Source organism: Sphingobium rhizovicinum (genome assembly GCF_042647625.1).
In the GTDB taxonomy this organism is placed as follows: Bacteria; Pseudomonadota; Alphaproteobacteria; order Sphingomonadales; family Sphingomonadaceae; genus Sphingobium; species Sphingobium rhizovicinum.
In genome coordinates this window covers 243,613-261,336 of record NZ_JBHRVU010000004.1, presented here as the reverse complement: position 1 = coordinate 261,336, position 17,724 = coordinate 243,613, and the positions used below count along the sequence as shown (strand labels likewise).

Sequence of the window (17,724 nt, the reverse complement as noted above, 5' to 3'; positions counted from 1 at the left end):
ATCTGAAATCGCTTCGGTTCACCGGGCGTCATCGCTTTTGCGACGAATCGCCGGCATCAGGCCCTCTCCTGCCTTCATCGCTTGATTACGAATCTTTGCTAAAGGCTGATGACAATGAACAAGGCCGATCCCTGTCCCCCATCCGCCGTCAGCCATGGCGTCGGCATCGCCGGCCTGGCGGGCCTTGCCCTCTGGACGCTGGTGGCGCGCCATTATGGCATGAACGGTCCCAATGCAGGCCTCGCCGCGGTGGTCGCCTGCGGCCTGCCGATGGTGCTGTGGTCGCTGATCGTGGACAAGGTGCATCGGCGTACTTCGACCGGCATCGACTGGCAGACCACGCCCCGCCCGCTAAAGGCTGTGATCGACACCAGCATCGTCAAGATCGCAGGGTTGTGGGCGACATGGCTCGCCATCGCCCTCTTCTACTGCATCGCCCGCTGGTACTGGAGCGGCAGCTATCGTTTCTCGATGGACCTGTTCATGGCGGCCGCGCCCTGGCTGCTGGCGGCGTCCATCCCCTATATGCTCTGGATCGACCGGCGACTGACCGATCCGAAGGACGCCTGCTACAGTTTCGGCCAGTGGGTGATCGGCGGCGCGGCCGGCGCGCCCGACATGGCGCAGGTCGCCCACCATGGCCGCGCCTGGGCGGTGAAGGGCTTTTTCCTCGCCTTCATGGTGTCGATCGTACCGGGCAATTTCGCCAGCGTGGTGGAATGGCGGATCGACCATGCGCTGTCTAACCCGGTGGCGCTGGCCGGCTTCCTGATCGCGGTCATGTTCATGATCGACGTCTGCCTGGCGACGGTCGGCTATATTTTGACCTTCAAACCGCTCGATTCGCACATCCGCACCGCCAATCCCTTATTGGGCGGCTGGCTGGCGGCGCTCATCTGCTACCCGCCCTTCGTGCTGATGGGCGGCGGCGGCCCCCTCGATTATCATGCCGGCGGGGCGGAATGGGATTATTGGACGCAAGGGTCGAGCGCGCTGCAATGGCTGCTGGGCGGCTGGCTGGTGCTGCTGACGGGCCTTTATGCCTGGGCGACGGTGGCGTTCGGCATCCGCTTTTCCAACCTCACCCATCGCGGCATATTGACCCATGGTCCCTATCGCTGGACCCGGCACCCGGCCTATCTGTCGAAAAACCTGTTCTGGTGGTTTTCCGCCTTGCCCTTCCTGACGGTCAGCGGATCGCTGTCGGACATGGTGCGCAACTGCGCGATGCTGGGGCTGACCAACGCGGTCTATTATTGGCGCGCCAAGACCGAGGAGCAGCATCTGGGCGCCGACCCGGACTATCGCGCCTATAGCGACTGGATGGAGCGCAATGCGCCCGTCCCGCGCTTCTTCGCCTGGGTGACGGGGAAGAAGCGCGAAACGATGGTGTCAGCGCAACCGGCGGAATAGGAAGACGTGCTCCGGCGCAGGCCGGAGCCCTGCTCCAACGATGCGCTTTTGATCGAGAACAGGACTGGGCTCCTGCTTTCGCAGGAGCACATGCTTCTTCAGAAGCTCTCTTCCCCATAAACCTTGCTCAGATCGCCGCCCCATTCGCCATGATAGCGGTCCAGCAGTCGTTCGGCGTTGGTCTTGCCCGATGCGACGACTTCGTCGAGGAAGGCCAGATAGCCGGTTTCATTGTCGCCCGCGCTGTTCAGGCGACCACGCGCGGCAAGGCCCGACCGGGCAATGTCCACCACTTCCCCGGCAATGTCGCGCAGCTTGCGCCCGCCGCCGATCGGCGCGTCGAGGCCCAGCTTCGGCACGGAATCGCGCAATATCTGCCGCTCCTCCATGCTCCAGTCCTTGACCACGTCCCACGCCGCGTCGAGCGCGCCCTGGTCATAGAGCAGGCCGACCCACAGCGCCGGCAGCGCACAGATGCGGTTCCACGGTCCGCCATCGGCCCCGCGCATTTCCAGAAAGCTCTTCATCCGCACTTCGGGGAAGGCGGTGGACAGATGATCCTCCCAATCCTTCTCGGTCGGCTTTTCGCCGGGCAGGACGGAGAGTTTTCCATCGAGGAAATCGCGGAAACTCAGCCCCGCCGCGTCGATATATTTGCCGTCGCGATAGACGAAGTACATCGGCACATCGAGGGCATAGTCGGCATAGCGCTCATAGCCAAAGCCGTCCTCGAACACGAAGGGCAGCATGCCGGTGCGCGCCGGGTCGGTGTCCGACCAGATATGGCTGCGATAGGACAGGAAGCCGTTGGGCTTGCCATTGGTGAAGGGCGAATTGGCGAACAGGGCGGTCGCCAGCGGTTGCAGCGCCAGCGAAACACGGAACTTCTGCGCCATGTCCGCCTCGCTGCCATAGTCGAGGTTGGTCTGAATGGTGCAGGTGCGCAGCATCATGTCCAGGCCCAGCGACCCCACGCGCGGCATGTGCCGCAACATGATGTCGTAACGCCCCTTGGGCATGATGGGCAGCTCTTCACGGCTCTTGTCGGGCCACATGCCAAGGCCCAGGAACCCAAGGCCCAGCATGTCGCCGACATATTTCACCTGTTCCAGATGGCGGCCGGTTTCGGCGCAGGTCTGGTGCAGATTTTCCAGCGGCGCGCCGGACAGTTCCAGCTGGCCGGCCGGCTCCAGACTGATCGTGCCGTCGGCACCGGACAAAGCGATGATATTCTCGCCCTCGAACACCGGGCTCCAGCCATAACGGGTCAGGCCGATCAGCAGCGTGTGGATGCCGCCCTTTTCCTCATAGGCCGGGGCGTGATGATCCTTGCGGCTATAGACGAATTTCTCATGCTCGGTGCCGATGCGCCAGCGTTCCTTGGGCTTCTCACCCTTGGAAAAGGCCGCGATCAGCTGGTCACGGCTTTCGATGACGGGATCATGATCCCCTGAGTCGGTTCTAGTGCTCATGCCCCGCCCTTAGTGCTTCCCCAACGCGCGTCAAACAAGAGCGCGCGGCCGACAGATAAGTTGCCCCTATCAAGAGCGCAATAACATGGCGAAATGAAACTATTCCCAGTCGCCATTGATCGTCATCCACGCGGCCGTCGCGGCGATCGCAGCCGTTTCCGCGCGCAGGATACGCGGGCCGAGCGACACCGGCACCGCTCCCGGCGTGGCGCGGATCGCCTCGCGCTCGGCCGGATCAAAGCCGCCCTCCGGTCCGACCAGAAAGGCGGCCGGACCGGGGTGCGCGCGCAGCGTCGCTTCCAGCGGTGCGCCGCCCGTCTCATCGGCGAAGAACAGGTGCCGGCCGATCGGCCAGCCCTTCAGCAATGCGTCCAGCTTCACCATCTCGGTCAGATCGGGCAGCCCGGTGCGCCCGCATTGTTCCGCCGCCTCGACCAGATGGGCGTGCAGCCGATCAAGGTTCAACTTATCCACAACCGCCCGCCGGGTCAGCACTGGCTGGAGCCGGGCCACACCCAGTTCGCACGCCTTTTCTGCGATCAGGTCGATCCGCCCCTTCTTTATCGGCGCGCAGCACAGCCAGAAATCGGGCACATGCTCCGGCGGCTTTGTCTGTTGCACGCATTCCAGCACCAGATCGCGCTTGCGCATATCGCGCACCCGCGCCGCCCATTCGCCCGACCGGCCGTCGAACAACAGCACGATGTCATCAGGCTTCACCCGCATGACGCTGATCAGATAATGGGCCGGATTGCCGTCGACCGGCACCGCGACGCCTTCGCCCAGTTGGGTTTCGACATGCAGGCGCGGCGCGCTTTGCGGGGGCCAGGCGGGGGTAGCGGTCATCTTCTCTCTTGTCTTGCCGGATACATGTTCTTCCCTAAAGAGAAGCATGGCCCTTCGACAAGCATAAGGGCGGACGGAGTCTCAGTTGAATCACACCATCGTTCCCGACAGCGAAGCGCGCGGCCTGCTCGCACGGCTGCCGGATACCCCCCGCACGCTGGCGCAACTGGCGCGGTTCGACCGGCCGATCGGCTGGTGGCTGCTGTTCTGGCCCGGCGCATGGGCGGTCGCGCTGGCGGGCGGCGGCTTTGCCCGCTGGCCGCTGATCGCCTGGCTGCTGGTCGGCAGCATCGCGATGCGCGGCGCGGGCTGCGTCTTCAACGACATTGTCGACCGCGACCTCGACCGGAAGGTGGCGCGCACCGCCGCCCGGCCGCTGGCGAGCGGCGCGATGGCGGTCAGGACGGCCTGGCTATGGCTGGTGGCGCTGTGCCTGATCGGCCTGATCGTGCTGCTGCAACTGTCTCTCTATGCGCAGATCGTCGCGCTGGGCAGTCTGGCGCTGGTCGCGGCCTATCCCTTCATGAAGCGAATCACCGGCTGGCCGCAACTCTGGCTCGGCCTCGTCTTTTCCTGGGCGGCGCTGGTGGGCTGGAGCGAAGTGGCGGGCGCGCTGACCCTGCCGGGCTTGCTCCTCTATGCCGGAGCCATCTTCTGGGTGGTGGGTTATGACACCATCTACGCCTTGCAGGACCGGGAGGATGACGCGCTGATCGGCATCGGGTCCAGCGCGCTGTCGATGGGGCGGCATGTGCGCGCCGGGGTGAGCCTTTGCTACATAGTGGCGCTGGCGCTCTGGGCAGGCGCGATATGGGAAATCCGCCCCCAATCGTTAGCCCTTGCAGCCCTGCTGCCGATGGCGGCGCATCTGCTCTGGCAGGTGGGCACGCTGAAAGAAGATGGAGTCGATCCGCTGCGTAAATTCCGGTCCAACCGTTTCTCGGGGTTCCTGATGTTCCTGGGCTGCCTCGTCGTGGGGAGCGCTTCGCTATGACGCCGCAACCGGGCACGGATTGCTGGCGCATCGCGCGCGCAGAAAAAGCCAGCGTCATCGTCGACGCGGACAATTATTTCCGTCAGGCGCGCGCCGCGATGATGAAGGCGAAGCGCCGCATCATGCTGATCGGATGGGATTTCGACCCCGCGATCAGCCTGATCCGCGAGGATGAGGCGAAGGATGGCGCGCCGGTGGTGATCGGCGATTTCATCACCTGGCTGGTGGAGCGCACGCCGGAACTGGAGATTTTCCTGCTGCGCTGGGACGTCGGCGCCATGAAATCCATGGTGCGCCCGTCGCATCTGGTGACGACATTGCGCTGGATGGCGCATCCGCGCATCACCGTGAAGCTGGACGGTCATCATCCCCCGGCCGCGTCGCATCATCAGAAAATCGTCGTGATCGACGATTGCTTCGCCTTTTGCGGCGGCATCGACATGACCGGCGACCGATGGGACACGCGCCATCACCGCGATGAGGAGCCGGGCCGGCTCCATCCCGACGGCACGCCTTATGGGCCATGGCATGATGCGACGACGGCGCTGGCCGGGCCTGTCGCCGCCGCGCTGGGCGATCATGCCCGCAATCGCTGGGTCGGCGCGGGCGGCGATCCGCTGGAGCCGGTCGAGGGCGTCAGTGATTGCTGGCCCGACAAGCTGCCGGTGCAGTTTGAAGGGGTCGATGTCGCCATCGCCCGCACCGCGCCCAAGATGGACGATCAGGAAGAACTGACCGAGATCGAGCAACTCTATCTGCATCAGATCGCAGCGGCGAAGCACCGCATCTATGCCGAAAGCCAATATTTCGCCTCCCGCCGCATTGCCGAGGCGATCGCCAAGCGGCTGGGCGATCCGGACGGCCCGGAAATCGTCATCGTCAATCCCGAACAGGCCGATGGCTGGCTGGAACAGCAGGCGATGGATTCGGCCCGCGCCCGGCTGTTCGAAGCGTTGAAGGCGCGCGACACCTATGGCCGCTTCCGCATCTATCATCCCTTCACCAATCGCGGCGTGCCCATCTATGTCCATGCCAAGATCCTGATCGTGGACGACCGGCTGATCCGGGTCGGCTCCTCCAACATGAACAACCGATCGATGCGGCTGGACACGGAATGCGACGTCTGCATCGACACCGCGCTGCCCGGCAATGACGGGCGGCAGGCGACGATCCTCAAGATTCGCGACGACCTGATCGCCGAACATCTGGACCTGCCGGCCGAACGTGTGTCGGCGGTCATCGCTGAACGCGGCCTGATCGCGGGGATAGAGGAATTGCGGCAAAAGCCCGGCCGCACCCTGCGCCCCTATGTGACGCCGGACCTGAACGACGTGCAGCAATGGATCGCCGACCATGAGGTGCTGGACCCCGAAGGGCCGGAAGAAATGTTCGAACCCGTGAGCGAACGCGGCCTGTTCCGCCGGATGAAGGGCTGGTTCGGGCGGGGCTGACGCGCCTGTCCTATCGCGATGCCGCTGCGCTATAATCGGGCTGCGGCTTTGCGATAGGATCAGCGCCGCGCACGATTATGTCGCATTTGGCGGGAAATATGCGAAGTTAGAGCATTTTGAAGTCATCTGGAACAGATGACGGCTCGCAAAATGCGGAAAATAAAGGACTCTTAGAGTGCGATGCGGTTCAATCTAATCGCATCACACTCTAAGGGGATCGCCCTACTCCGCCGCCAGCAGCGCCTCCGCGCCGTGCAGGTTGACCGACACCAAGCGGCTGACCCCGCGCTCGACCATGGTGACGCCGAACAGCCGGTGCATCCGGGCCATGCTGACGGCATTATGGGTGACGATCAGGTAACGGGTGTTGGTCTGCGCCACCATCGCATCCAGCAGGTCGCAGAAACGCTCGACATTGGCGTCGTCCAGCGGCGCATCGACTTCGTCCAGCACGCAGATCGGCGCAGGATTGGTCAGGAACAGGCCGAAGATCAGCGCCACCGCCGTCAACGCCTGCTCACCGCCCGACAACAAAGTCAGCGCGGCCAGCTTCTTGCCGGGCGGCTGGGCCATGATCTCCAGCCCCGCCTCCAGCGGATCGTCGCTGTCGATCAGTTCCAGATGCGCCTGCCCGCCATTGAACAGGGTGGTGAACAAACGCCGGAAATGCCCGTCCACCGCCTCGAATGCGGCGAGTAACCGCTGCCGCCCTTCGCGGTTCAGGCTGCCGATTGATCCGCGCAGCTGGTTGATCGCCTGGGTCAGTTCGGCGCTTTCGGCGCGGCTCGTCGCCTGTACCGCCTCCAGCTCTTCCAGCTCCTGCGCCGCGACCAGATTGACCGGGCCAATCCGCTCACGCTCGACCACGAAGCGGTCATGCTCACCCTGCTCGGTTTGGGCCAGCCGCATGTCGGCGCTGGAAAAGCCCAGTTTTTCGGGCAGCACCGGCGGCGGACATTCGAACCGCTCGCCCGAAAGGCGATTGGTTTCGATCCGCCGTTCGTCGGCTGCTTCGGCGCGGGCGACGGCGGTGGCGCGGGCTTCGCGCGCGGCGGCCAGCGTCTCGCCCGCCTGCGCCGCCCGACCTTCGGCAGTCCGCAACGCGCTTTCCGCCTCCAGTTCGGCGCGGCGGGCCTGATCGGCGGCGTCGGTCAGGGCGCTGCCCTGATCGCTCAGGTCCGCAATGGCCTGCGCCAGCGCTTCAGGCTGCGCTTCGATCGCCGCGCGCTCGGTCGCAATCTCCTCACCGCGATCGACCATGGCGGCAATCCGCTTGGCCGCCTCCCCTGCGCGGGCGCGCCAGCCCTTGATCTCGGCATCGGCCGCCGCCTGTCGTTCGCGGTCGCTGGTCAGCGCCCGGTCGGCCAGCGCCTGATCGGCCTGTAGCTGGCTGACGGCGGCGCGCGCCTTCTCGCTCGCCTGCACCAGCGCCGCAACCAAGGCCCGCGTCTCCGCGCCGTCGGGCACGGCGACGCGCGCAGCCTGCGCCTTGTCATGCTCGCCCTGCGCCGCGCCCTGATCGCGCCGCGCTTCGGTCAACCGTTCCTCTATTCCCTCGCGCCGCCCGGCCAGCCGCTCCAGCGCTATGGTCGCCTCATCCGCCGCACGCAGCGCTGCGCGCAATCGTTGGTCCGCCTGCGACAAGGCCGTCCGCCCGGCGGCCAGAGCCTGCGCAGCCCCCTGCTCGCGCGTTCGGGCTTCATCCTGCGCGGCGGCCGCGGCGTCGACATCGGCCTGTGCCGCCGGGCGGGCAGCGGCAATCGCCTCCAGCCGGTTCAGGCGAATGAGCCGCTCGGCCGCCGCCGCCCCGCCCTCCAGCGCGACATAGCCGTCCCAACGGCGCATCTGCCCGTCCAGCGTGACCAGCCGCTGCCCCACGGCAAGCGCCTGCCCCTCGTCACGCGCCGCCACCGCAATCTGCGCCAGACGTCGGGCCAGTGCGGCGGGCGCGGTGACATGATCGGCAAGGGCGCTCGCCCCGGCAGGCAGGGGGGGATCGACCGGCAAAGCCTCCGCCCCGGCCCAGCGGCGCTTGCCTTCGGTCCCGACCGGCGCTTCCAGATCGTCGCCCAGCGCAGCGGCCAATGCCCGTTCATAGCCGGGCGCGGCCTTCAACTGGTCCAGCGCGCGCGCCTTGCCCGCCGCGCCGCTTTCGACCGCGCGTTTCAACGCCGCCGCCTCGCTATCCAGCGCCGCCAGCGCAGCGCGGGCGGACGCCAGCGCCGTTTCGGCAATCGCCCGCGCCTCGGCCGCCGCCTGCCTCTCCGCATCGGCCGTCTGGATCGCGGCGTCGGCGGCGTCGCGGTCGGCCCCGGCCTGCGCCTGTGTCGCCTGCGCGGCCCCGCGCTGCGCCTCCAGCGGGGCGGCGTCGGGCAGCGCATCGGCTTCCGCCGCCAGCCGCGCCACATCGCGATCGGCGCGCTCCAGCCGGCTGCGCGCCGCCGCCAGCGCTGCTTCGGCCACGCGCAGTTCGGCCTGCTCGGCCGCCTGTTTCGCCATCGCCTTCGCCAGTTCCAGCTCGGCGTCGCGCGCGCCAGCCTCCGCCGCAGCGATGCGGGCGGCGAAATCGGGGCGCAGCTTTTCGGTGTCTGCGATCCGCCCTTTCAGCGTCGCAATCTCCGCCGTCAGCCGGGCGATGGCGTCGGCCGCGTCATTGGCGAGCGTGCCTTCACGCGCGCGATCCTCCTCCAGCCGGTGCGCCTGCTGGGCGAGGTCGGACAGGCGGCGCATCACCGATTCCCGTTCGGTGCGCAACGCGGCGAGGCGATGGCCCGCTTCATTGGCGGCGTCGCGCGCCTGCTGCGCCCCAGCGCGGCGCTCCGCCAGCGCCGATACCGCCGCCTGCGCATGCGCAGCCGCCGCCATCTGCCTTTCCTGCGCAGCCGACACCGCAGCGTCCGCCTGCTTCGCTTCGGCGCGCGCCGCCTCTGCGCTGGCATTGGCCTCGCGCCAGCGCGCAAACAGCACGCGCCCTTCCGCAATCCTGATCTGTTCGGACAGGCGGATATAGCGTTCCGCCGCCTTGGTCTGTCGCCGCAGGCTGCTGGCGCGCGCATCCATGTCGAGCAAAATCTCGTCCAGCCGGGCCAGATTGGCTTCGGCCGCGCGCAATTTCTGTTCGGCGTCCTTGCGCCGGACATGCAGGCCGGCGATGCCCGCCGCCTCCTCCAGCATGGCGCGCCGTTCCTGCGGGCGGGCGGCGATGACGGCGGCGATGCGCCCCTGACTGACCAGCGCCGGACTGTGCGGGCCGGTGGCGGCGTCGGCAAAGACCAGCGCCACATCCTTCGCACGCACATCCCGGCCATTGGCGCGATAGGCGCTGCCCGCGCCGCGCTCGATCCGGCGGGTGACTTCCAGTTCGCCATCCGCGCCCACGTCCACCGCGTTGAACAGTTCGCCCTGTTCCTGCACGGTCAGCAACGATACTTCGGCAAAATCACGCTGCGGGCGGGTGGCGGTGCCGGCGAAGATCACATCCTCCATGCCGCCGCCGCGCATGGATTTGGCGCTGGATTCGCCCATGACCCATCGGATCGCTTCTAGCAGGTTGGATTTGCCGCAGCCATTTGGCCCGACGATGCCGGTCAGGCCCGGTTCGATCCGCAGCTCCGTCGCATCGACGAAGCTCTTGAAGCCGGAAAGCTTGAGGCGCTTTATCTGCACGGGGGCATGCCGGGACGGCAGGCCGCCCCGGTTCCGTCAGGCGCAGGCGCCGATGTCAGCCCCCCGCGCGACAATCAGAGTCCCGCTTCCTTGAGCTTGGGCTGGAGCGTGGCCCAGGTGGCGACATTGTCGATCAGCACGCCATTGATCAGGAAGCTGGGCGTACCCTGAATCTGATACTGGTTGTTCGCGGCTTCGACGCCCTTGGCCAGCTTTTCGGCGGTCGCCGTATCGGCCAGGCACTGCTTGGCCTGATCGGCGGAAACACCGCGCTGCTGGGCATATTCGACCAGACCCGCAATCTGGGCGATCGCGCCGGGGCGCTGGGCCGGAGGCAGCTGTTCGACCGTCTTGAACGCAGCGTCCTGACCCTGAACCTTTTCGAACATCGCCGACTGGTTGGCGAAAAACTGTTCGGACAGCGGATAGAAAATATCCTTGCCGCCGCACCGCGCCAGCAGCGCCGTGGTCAGATCGATCGGATCGCGCAGATAGGTGCGAAATTCGAAGCTCATCTTGCCGGTGTCGACCAGCTTCTTGATCTCTTCCGACGCTTCGGCCGAAAAATCGCGGCAATGGCTGCACGTATAGGAGCCATATTCGACCAGCTTCACCTTCGCCGACGGGTTGCCCATCAGATAATAGCCTTCGGGCGTAGCGGCGATGGTTTCCGACCAGCTGGTGCCGGCCGGCGCAGCGACGGCGGCGACGGGTTCGCCGCTCGGCTTGGCGCCTTCGTCACTCTTGCCGCAGGCGGCAAGCGTCAGGCTGAGGGCAAGGATGGCGATACCGGAAAGAAGTTTCACGACGGGCATGGCTCCGATGATGGGGGCGTATGGAAAGGGGTTTAGATCAGCGCGCAGCAGGGGGCAATGCGGCCTGAAGAATGGCCCAGCTCGATCCCTGCACCAGCGTGCCGTTGACGACAAAGCCGGGCGTGCCGCTGATCTTGACCTTGTTCCACGCTTCGTCGGTCATCGCCAGAATCTGCTTCATCGATTGCGGATTGGCGACGCAGGCGTTGAGCTGTGCATTGGTGAAGCCGCGCTTGTTCATCAGCGCATAAAGGCCGGTCTTCTGGCCGATGTCCTGAAGCGCGGGAATCTGTTCGGTCGGCTTGGTCGCATCGCGATCATAGCTTTCCAGCTGCTCCATCCAGGCGCTCTGGTTAGCGAACAGCGCCTCATGATTGCCCATGAAGCGGGCCGGGCCGCCACAGCGGGCGAGCAGGGCGGCGGTCAGGTCATATTTGTCGCGCACGGCGTTGCGCACTTCGACCGCAACCTTGCCGCCCTTCACATATTGGGTCTTCAGCGGCGCGCTCGCCTCTCCGACGAAATGAGCGCAGTGCGAACAGGTATAGCTCACATATTCGACCAGCTTGGTCGGCGCGGCCGGATTGCCCATATAATGGCCGCCGATCGGACTGATGGTGACGCGGCTCACCCAATTTGCGGCAGGCGCGGCAACCAGCGCGGCGGGAACAGCAAGCAGGGCAAGCGACAGATATTTTTTCATGGGACGGGTCCGTAACAAGGGCCGGCTGAACAGGGGCCGAACTGATGTCAGTTGATCTTGGGCAAGCCGCTGCTGTTGGCAAGCCCCTGCGCCAGCGATTCGAGCACGGCGCGCAGTTCGGGATCGCCAATATCGCGCAGCGAATCGCCCAGTTCGACCGGGATCGGCTTCAGGTTGCGCGGCGGCGGGCGGCGTTCCGGCGTGGACGGCCGGATGTCGCCCTGCCGCATCGCCACCTTCGCGACGGCGGCATAGCCAAAGAAGCGGTTCACCCGGTCGACAATGTCGGGCAACACATGCTGGATCATCGGCGCATGGCCGCTCATCACTGTCAGTTGCAGCGTCCCGCCGGCCTTCTGCCCAACCGGGAAGCGGATCGATTCGGGCGCGGAAATGCCGGCATAATGCGGGCCGACAATCTCCGCCCAGCGGGTGACGATGCTCGACTGGACGAAACCGAATTTGCGAAAGGCGGCGCGGCCGATGTCGGGCATCAGGTCGGAAATCTGGCGCGGCGCGCCAATGCGCGGACGCTCCTCCGCCGGAATCCTGCGACTCTTCATTTTCGGTGGGACCGGGCGTTCCGTCATGACGCGCTACATGGCATAGGGCCGCCATGCGCGTCGAGGGTAGAGACACAAAAATCGCGAGCGACCTGCTTGCCCATTATGACGTCCATGCGCGCCGCCTGCCCTGGCGCGCGCCGCCAGGCGCCAATGCCGCCGATCCCTATCGGGTCTGGCTGTCCGAAGTGATGCTGCAACAGACGACGGTGGCGGCGGTCGGCCCCTATTTCGCGAAGTTCACCCAGCGCTGGCCAAGCGTCGCGGACCTTGCGGCGAGCGAAGACGCCGATCTGATGGCCGCCTGGGCGGGGCTGGGCTATTATGCCCGCGCCCGCAATCTGCTGGCCTGCGCACGGGCGGTCGTACGCGATCATGGCGGGCATTTTCCCGATACGGAGGATGGCCTGCGCGCCTTGCCGGGGGTGGGCGCCTATACCGCCGCTGCGGTCGCCGCGATCGCCTTTGGCCGGCGCGCCGTGGTGGTGGACGCCAATGTCGAACGGGTGGTCGCCCGGCTCTTTGCCATCGCCACGCCCCTGCCCGCCGCCCGGCCGCAGATTCGCGAAGCCGCCGACCGGATCACCCCTGATGCGCGCGCCGGCGACTTTGCCCAGGCGATGATGGATCTGGGCGCAACCATCTGCACGCCGCGCAATCCTGCCTGCGGCATTTGCCCCCTGCGCGACGATTGCGCCGCCGTCCTGACCGCCGATCCGGCCGCCTATCCGGTCAAGGCGGCGAAGAAGGCGAAGCCCCATCGGCTGGGCCATGGCTGGTGGATCGAACGCGACGGCCATGTCTGGCTGGTGCGCCGGCCGGACAAGGGGTTGCTGGGCGGGATGCGGGCGCTGCCCAGTTCGGACTGGACCGCCGCGCCCGACGCTACGCCGCCAATCGATGCAGACTGGATGATGATCGATATTCCAGTCGCCCACGTCTTCACCCATTTCTCGCTGGCGCTGACGATCCATCATACCCATGTGGGGTCGGATGCGACGCCGCCGGGCGAAGGCGAATGGTGGCCGGTCGAACGGATCGGGGACGCCGGGTTGCCGACATTATTTGCGCGCGCGGCGGATGCGGTGAGAAAGGACAAGGATGCACGGGACTGAAACGCGCAAGCTGCCGGGCTTTGTCGGCGGCACCATCGACCGGGTCGACCACATCCGCACCAATCCGGCATTGCTGGCGAGCGCATTCGTCGATCCCGCCGCCCGGCTGCTGCTGCTCGACGGGCTGGATCCGGTCGAGGCGGACGGGCATCTGGTGCTGGAGCCGCTGGCGGCCGATGCGCAGGTGGAGGATCATCTGCTGCTGGGCATCGACACCGGCAATCGGCCGATCTTCGCCCGGCTGGTCGCTGATCTTGGCCCCAATCTGGTGCCCACGCCGCGCAGCCGCGCCATCGCCGATCTGGTGCCGGCGGAGGAAGTCGCCCTCTATGGCGCGGCGCGTAGCCTGGTCCACTGGCATGCCCGGCACCCTTTCTGTTCGGTTTGCGGCGGGGCAACGGCGCCGGCAAAGGCGGGCTGGGCCCGCAAATGCGGCAATTGCGGGTCCGAACATTTCCCGCGCACCGATCCGGTCGTCATCATGCTGGCCGAACATCGCGGGCGCATATTGGTGGGGCGTCAGCATAGCTGGGCGCCCGGCCGCTATTCGGCGCTGGCCGGCTTTGTCGAGCCGGGCGAGACGATCGAGGAAGCGGTCGCGCGCGAACTGTTCGAGGAAGCGGGCGTGCGGGTGCGCGATGTGCGCTATGTGATGAGCCAGCCCTGGCCCTTCCCCTCTTCGCTGATGATCGCCTGCATCGGGCAGGCGGAGGATGATGCGCTGACGCTGGACCAGACCGAGATTGAAGACGCCTTCTGGTGCGATGCCGATGGCGTCCGCGCGGCGCTGGCCGGCGATCCTGACGCGCCCTTCTCCGCGCCGCCGCCCATGGCCGTGGCCTGGCATCTGCTCGACCGCTGGCTGGCGGTCGCCGGTCCTACGCTTGTTCCCTCTGGCGCAAGCGCGTAAGGCCCTTCTCTTTATCGCTATAAGGACTATCTCCCCTCCATGCTCAGCCTAGAAGAAGCCCAGTCGCGCGCGCAGGATCTGGTCGGCGCCGCGCGCAAGGCGGGCGCGGACGCGGCCGACGCCATCTATGCCTGCAATGCGTCGACCAATGTGTCGGTGCGGCTGGGCGCGCTGGAGGATGTCGAGCGGTCAGAGGGCGAGGAAATCGGCCTGCGCGTGTTCGTGGGCCAGCGTTCCGCCAGCATTTCCGCGTCGGACATGAACCCGGCGACGCTGGACACGCTGGTCGACCGCTGCATCGCCATGGCGCGCGAGGCGCCCGAAGACCCCTATGCCGGCCTGGCCCCCGAAGACCGGCTGCTGCGCAAGCGCCCGCCCTCGCTCGACCTGACGGACGAGGATGAACCGGAACCCGCGGTGCTGCGCGAACGGGCGTTGCTGGCGGAGGAAGCGGCGCGCAGCGTGCCGGGCATCACCAACAGCGAAGGCGGCGGCGCAGCAAGCGGCCGCAGCCAGGTGGCGCTGGCCACCAGCCATGGCTTTGCCGGCGCCTATGCCGGGACCAGCCATTCGACCTGGGCCAGCGTGCTGGCGGGCGCGGGCGCGGACATGCAGCGCGATCATGCCAGCCACAGCGTCCGCCATCTGGAGGATCTGGACGACGCCGAAGCGATCGGCATTCGCGCCGGCCAGCGCGCCGTCGCCCGCCTCAATCCGGTGAAGGTCGAAAGCGGGGTGATGCCGGTGATCTTCGATCCGCGCATCGGCTCCAGCATGATGGGCCATCTGATCGGCGGCATGGTCGGCCCGGCGATCGCCCGCCGGTCGAGCTTCCTGCTGGACTTGCTGGGCGAGGCGATCTTCGACAGCAGCGTCACCATCATCGACGATCCGCTGTTGCAGCGCGGCCTGCGGTCGCGCCCCTTTGACGGCGAAGGACTGCCGGTCGAACGGCGCGCGCTGATCGACAAGGGCGTGCTGACCGGCTGGCTGATGGACAGCGCATCGGCCCGCCAGCTCGGCCTGGAACCCACCGGCCATGCCAGCCGCGGCGGCGCGGGCGCGCCCGGCGCCAGCGTCACCAACGTCCATATGGAAGCAGGCAGCATTTCGCCCGGCGACCTGATGGCGGACGTAAAGCGCGGCCTCTATGTCACTGAACTGATCGGCATGGGCGTCAACGGCGTCACCGGCGACTATAGCCGGGGCGCGGCCGGCTTCCTGATCGAAAATGGCGCGGTGGCGCATGCCGTGTCGGAAATAACCATCGCCGGGAACCTCAAGGACATGTTCAGGGCGCTGGTGCCGGCCAACGACCTCCAGTTCCGCTATGCCATGAACGTGCCGACGCTGCGCATCGACGGGATGACCGTTGCCGGGGGATGACGCCTCTATCCGCGCCGTTGTGTCGGCCGTGGCGGATGCGGCTGATCATGCGCTGACGCTGTGGGCGGGCGGGGAAACCCGCGTGCGCCAGTGGGAAAAGGTGCCCGGCCATCCGGTGTGCGAGGCCGATCTGGCGGTTGACGCCCTGTTGCGCGAACGGCTGACGGCGATCGATCCGGCGGCCGGCTGGCTGTCGGAGGAGACGGCAGACACGATCCATCGACTGAGCGTGCCGCGCGTGTGGGTGGTCGACCCGATCGATGGCACACGCGACTATCTGCGCGGCCGGCCGGGCTGGGCCGTGTCGGTGGCGCTGGTCGATCGCGGTGCGGTTTCGCTGGGCATATTGGCCGCCCCGGCGCGTAACGAACTCTGGGTGGCGCAAGCCGGCATGGGCGCGACGCGCAACGGCCGTGCATTGCAGGCTGGCCCCCGCACCATGCTGCCCGGCGCGCGCGTACCCGCCGATCAATTGCCCAAGGCCGATCGCGATCTGGTGGTGGTGGACAAGCCCAACAGCATCGCGCTGCGTATGGCGATGGTCGCTGCTGATGAGGCCGATCTGGTCGCCACGGTGCGCTGGGGCAATGAATGGGATGTCGCGGCTGCAGCACTCATTTGTCAGGAGGCGGGCGCCACCGTCACCGATGCGCTGGGCGATCCGTTGCTGTTCAACCGGCCCCAGCCCACGGCTTTCGGCCTGCTCTGCGCCGCGCCCGGCATCCATGGCGCGGCGGTCGACCGCCTGTCCCCCCGCGCCCGCGAATTACTGGGCCAATCCGTCCCGAACGGCGGTTAATTGACCGGCGGACGGCGGCGGTAACTCAGCGCTTCCGCCACATGCACCCGGCCGACCCGATCGGCTCCCGCCAGATCGGCAATCGTCCGCGCCACCCGCAGCACCCGCGTATAGCCCCGCGCCGACAATTTCATCGCGGCCGCCGCCTGCGCCAGCAATTGCCGGCCCGCCTCATCCGGCCCGGCCACATCCTCCAGCGCGTCGCCATCGACTTCGGCATTGCTCCTGACCTTGCTGCCGGCATAGCGCGCCGTCTGCACCACCCGCGCAGCCGCGACCCGCGCAGCCACCTCCGTCGATCCCTCAGCCGGCGGCGGCAGCACCAGATCGGCCGCCGTCACCGCCTGCACCTCCACATGCAGGTCGATGCGATCGAGCAGCGGTCCAGAAACTTTGGCCTGATAGTCCGCGGCGCAACGCGGCGCGCGCGAACAGGCCAGCGCCGGATCGCTGAGGTGCCCGCACCGGCACGGGTTCATCGCCGCGATCAACTGCACTCTGGCCGGGAAAGTGACATGCGCATTGGCCCGCGCCACTGTCACCTCGCCCGTCTCCAGCGGCTGGCGCAGCGAATCGAGCACGGTGCGCTGAAATTCGGGCAGTTCATCCAGAAACAGCACGCCCAGATGCGCCATGCTGACCTCACCCGGCCGCGCCTTGAGGCCCCCGCCGACTAAAGCCGCCATCGACGCGCTGTGATGCGGATTGCGGAACGGGCGGGCGCGGCTGATCCGTCCGCCCTCCAGCGTGCCGGCGACGCTCGCCACCATCGAACTTTCCAGCGCTTCGGCCGGCGTCATGTCGGGCAATATCCCCGGCAGGCAGCTCGCCATCAGCGATTTGCCCGCACCCGGCGGCCCGACCATCAGCAAATTATGCCCGCCGGCCGCCGCAATCTCCAGCGCGCGCTTGGCGACTTCCTGCCCCTTCACCTGTTTCAGGTCCGCTGTCCGCATTGGCGCATCCACGACGCCGGGCTGTGGCGGGGACAAAGCGGAGGTGCCCTTGAAATGGTTGAGCAGGCTGAGCAGGTCCGGCGCGGCGACCACCTCCACCTCGCCGGCCCAGGCGGCTTCTGCACCTTGGGCCACCGGGCAGACCAGCCCCTTTTCCTGACTGCCGGCATGGAGCGCCGCCAGCAGCACGCCGGGCGACGGCGCGGTCCGCCCGTCCAGCCCCAGTTCGCCGACCACCACATAGCCGGCCAGCGTCTCTGCATCGATCACGCCCATCGCGCCCAGCAGCGCCAGCGCGATCGGCAGGTCGAAATGACTTCTTTTACCCTATTGCACAGAACCGTATGAAAGTGAGGTTTCAGGACGAGATGCCGATAGTGAGGTGGAATAGTTCGTGCGGACAGCAGGGGCTGCGCGTAGCCATCGGCTTAGCGCAGCGCAGCCCCTGCTGATGGTGGTACGATTCCGGCATGGCGCCCGGACCCACTGCTGCCAAGCAGTGGGCCCGGTCACACTTGAGGGGCAGTTGGGCAGTCGCAACATTCTTGTGTTTTGAGCCGGCGACGAAACAGCGCAGTTGCCGATCCGGTAGAGATCTGGAACAGCGCAACGTCTAGCAGTGCTTTAGCACGGTC

The 17,724-nt window shown here is 66.9% G+C and carries 13 protein-coding genes and 1 pseudogene; 7 read left to right on the top strand and 7 right to left on the bottom strand.

Going from position 1 to position 17,724, the window contains the following annotated elements:
* The first annotated feature begins 114 nt into the window (after nucleotides 1–114).
* Entirely contained in the window at nucleotides 115–1,413 is a 1,299-nt protein-coding gene (locus ACFOKF_RS02575) for a methyltransferase family protein (RefSeq protein WP_380792839.1), read from the top strand.
* 98 nt (nucleotides 1,414–1,511) lie between these two features.
* Here the strand turns inward: ACFOKF_RS02575 and ACFOKF_RS02570 are convergent, their stop codons facing one another.
* Both ACFOKF_RS02570 and ACFOKF_RS02565 read right to left on the bottom strand, forming a co-directional pair.
* The gene (locus ACFOKF_RS02570; RefSeq protein ID WP_380792838.1) at nucleotides 1,512–2,885 is read right to left on the bottom strand and encodes a glutamate--cysteine ligase; all 1,374 of its coding nucleotides are present in this window, start codon (nucleotides 2,883–2,885) and stop codon (nucleotides 1,512–1,514) included.
* Nucleotides 2,886–2,984: 99 nt separating this feature from the next.
* Nucleotides 2,985–3,731: a 16S rRNA (uracil(1498)-N(3))-methyltransferase gene (locus tag ACFOKF_RS02565; RefSeq protein ID WP_380792836.1), complete on the bottom strand. Its 747-nt coding sequence runs from the start codon at nucleotides 3,729–3,731 to the stop codon at nucleotides 2,985–2,987.
* 85 nt (nucleotides 3,732–3,816) lie between these two features.
* Between ACFOKF_RS02565 and ubiA the strand changes: the two genes are divergently transcribed.
* On the top strand, nucleotides 3,817–4,725 hold the full coding sequence (ubiA, locus tag ACFOKF_RS02560; protein WP_380792834.1) for a 4-hydroxybenzoate octaprenyltransferase: 909 nt from the start codon (nucleotides 3,817–3,819) through the stop codon (nucleotides 4,723–4,725).
* Nucleotides 4,722–6,176 (top strand): phospholipase D-like domain-containing protein, encoded by a 1,455-nt coding sequence (locus tag ACFOKF_RS02555; RefSeq protein ID WP_380792832.1) that lies wholly within the window; start codon nucleotides 4,722–4,724, stop codon nucleotides 6,174–6,176. The genes ubiA and ACFOKF_RS02555 overlap by 4 nt, the downstream gene beginning before the upstream one ends.
* Nucleotides 6,177–6,398: 222 nt before the next feature.
* Here ACFOKF_RS02555 and smc read toward each other — a convergent pair whose 3' ends face one another.
* From smc to ACFOKF_RS02535, 4 genes are all read right to left on the bottom strand, one after another.
* Nucleotides 6,399–9,842: a chromosome segregation protein SMC gene (gene smc / locus ACFOKF_RS02550; protein ID WP_380792830.1), complete on the bottom strand. Its 3,444-nt coding sequence runs from the start codon at nucleotides 9,840–9,842 to the stop codon at nucleotides 6,399–6,401.
* A 74-nt stretch (nucleotides 9,843–9,916) separates the two neighbouring features.
* On the bottom strand, nucleotides 9,917–10,648 hold the full coding sequence (locus ACFOKF_RS02545; RefSeq protein WP_380792828.1) for a DsbA family protein: 732 nt from the start codon (nucleotides 10,646–10,648) through the stop codon (nucleotides 9,917–9,919).
* A gap of 46 nt (nucleotides 10,649–10,694) precedes the next feature.
* Nucleotides 10,695–11,360 (bottom strand): thioredoxin domain-containing protein, encoded by a 666-nt coding sequence (locus tag ACFOKF_RS02540; protein WP_380792826.1) that lies wholly within the window; start codon nucleotides 11,358–11,360, stop codon nucleotides 10,695–10,697.
* A gap of 47 nt (nucleotides 11,361–11,407) precedes the next feature.
* On the bottom strand, nucleotides 11,408–11,950 hold the full coding sequence (locus ACFOKF_RS02535; RefSeq protein ID WP_380792824.1) for a DUF721 domain-containing protein: 543 nt from the start codon (nucleotides 11,948–11,950) through the stop codon (nucleotides 11,408–11,410).
* A 26-nt stretch (nucleotides 11,951–11,976) separates the two neighbouring features.
* Between ACFOKF_RS02535 and ACFOKF_RS02530 the strand changes: the two genes are divergently transcribed.
* The 4 genes from ACFOKF_RS02530 to ACFOKF_RS02515 are packed head-to-tail and all read left to right on the top strand — an operon-like array spanning nucleotide 11,977 to nucleotide 16,133.
* On the top strand, nucleotides 11,977–13,038 hold the full coding sequence (locus ACFOKF_RS02530; protein WP_380792822.1) for an A/G-specific adenine glycosylase: 1,062 nt from the start codon (nucleotides 11,977–11,979) through the stop codon (nucleotides 13,036–13,038).
* Nucleotides 13,025–13,948: an NAD(+) diphosphatase gene (gene nudC / locus ACFOKF_RS02525; protein WP_380792820.1), complete on the top strand. Its 924-nt coding sequence runs from the start codon at nucleotides 13,025–13,027 to the stop codon at nucleotides 13,946–13,948. The genes ACFOKF_RS02530 and nudC overlap by 14 nt, the downstream gene beginning before the upstream one ends.
* 39 nt (nucleotides 13,949–13,987) lie before the next feature.
* A complete protein-coding gene (locus ACFOKF_RS02520; RefSeq protein WP_380792818.1) occupies nucleotides 13,988–15,334 on the top strand; it encodes a TldD/PmbA family protein in 1,347 nt (448 codons plus the stop codon).
* Nucleotides 15,321–16,133, top strand: a complete 813-nt coding sequence (locus tag ACFOKF_RS02515) for a 3'(2'),5'-bisphosphate nucleotidase CysQ (protein ID WP_380792816.1) — start codon at nucleotides 15,321–15,323, stop codon at nucleotides 16,131–16,133. The genes ACFOKF_RS02520 and ACFOKF_RS02515 overlap by 14 nt, the downstream gene beginning before the upstream one ends.
* Here the strand turns inward: ACFOKF_RS02515 and ACFOKF_RS02510 are convergent.
* Nucleotides 16,130–17,407 (bottom strand): annotated as a pseudogene (locus ACFOKF_RS02510) (YifB family Mg chelatase-like AAA ATPase); the annotation flags it as partial. The gene ACFOKF_RS02515 and the pseudogene ACFOKF_RS02510 overlap by 4 nt on opposite strands.
* Between the last annotated feature and the right edge of the window lie 317 nt (nucleotides 17,408–17,724).

Bases quoted from the DNA above. Each gene is read 5' to 3' on its own strand.
- ACFOKF_RS02570 (WP_380792838.1), bottom strand. From the start codon at position 2,885: ATGAGCACTAGAACCGACTCAGGGGATCATGATCCCGTCATCGAAAGC.
- ACFOKF_RS02530 (WP_380792822.1), top strand. From the start codon at position 11,977: ATGCGCGTCGAGGGTAGAGACACAAAAATCGCGAGCGACCTGCTTGCC.
- nudC (WP_380792820.1), top strand. From the start codon at position 13,025: ATGCACGGGACTGAAACGCGCAAGCTGCCGGGCTTTGTCGGCGGCACC.
- ACFOKF_RS02565 (WP_380792836.1), bottom strand. From the start codon at position 3,731: ATGACCGCTACCCCCGCCTGGCCCCCGCAAAGCGCGCCGCGCCTGCAT.
- ACFOKF_RS02555 (WP_380792832.1), top strand. From the start codon at position 4,722: ATGACGCCGCAACCGGGCACGGATTGCTGGCGCATCGCGCGCGCAGAA.
- ACFOKF_RS02575 (WP_380792839.1), top strand. From the start codon at position 115: ATGAACAAGGCCGATCCCTGTCCCCCATCCGCCGTCAGCCATGGCGTC.
- ACFOKF_RS02535 (WP_380792824.1), bottom strand. From the start codon at position 11,950: ATGACGGAACGCCCGGTCCCACCGAAAATGAAGAGTCGCAGGATTCCG.
- ACFOKF_RS02540 (WP_380792826.1), bottom strand. From the start codon at position 11,360: ATGAAAAAATATCTGTCGCTTGCCCTGCTTGCTGTTCCCGCCGCGCTG.
- ACFOKF_RS02520 (WP_380792818.1), top strand. From the start codon at position 13,988: ATGCTCAGCCTAGAAGAAGCCCAGTCGCGCGCGCAGGATCTGGTCGGC.